The sequence below is a fragment of the Labrys sp. WJW genome, assembly GCF_001676615.1.
GTDB classification, from domain to species: Bacteria; Pseudomonadota; Alphaproteobacteria; order Rhizobiales; family Labraceae; genus Labrys; species Labrys sedimenti.
This window is the reverse complement of sequence record NZ_LYXZ01000117.1, coordinates 1-317: the sequence shown is the minus strand read 5'-3', so window position 1 is coordinate 317 and position 317 is coordinate 1. Positions and strand designations below refer to the sequence as shown.

Annotated in this window: 1 protein-coding gene; it reads right to left on the bottom strand. The window is 65.0% G+C overall.

Annotated features, from left to right (window positions below; translation table 11 throughout):
- Positions 1-317, bottom strand: a 317-nt coding sequence (locus BA190_RS34870) for an NAD(P)(+) transhydrogenase (Re/Si-specific) subunit beta (RefSeq protein ID WP_162275294.1), incomplete at both ends; no start/stop codon positions are given.

The following is a 317-nucleotide window of genomic DNA, read 5'->3' as shown; positions in this document are numbered from 1 at the left end:
ATGGGGGAGGCCGGGTCGGTCTTGGCGGCGGGGTTGGTGACGTCGTTGGCGCCGATCACGAAGGCGACGTCGGCCTGGGCGAACTCGGCATTGATGTCTTCGAGCTCGAACACCTCGTCATAGGGCACGTTAGCCTCGGCCAGGAGCACGTTCATATGCCCGGGCATGCGGCCGGCGACGGGATGGATGGCATAGGAGACGTCGACGCCTTCCTCCTTGAGCTGGTCGGCCATCTCGCGCAAGGCGTGCTGGGCCTGCGCCACCGCCATGCCGTAGCCGGGCACGATGATGACCTTGCCGGCATTCTTCATGATGAA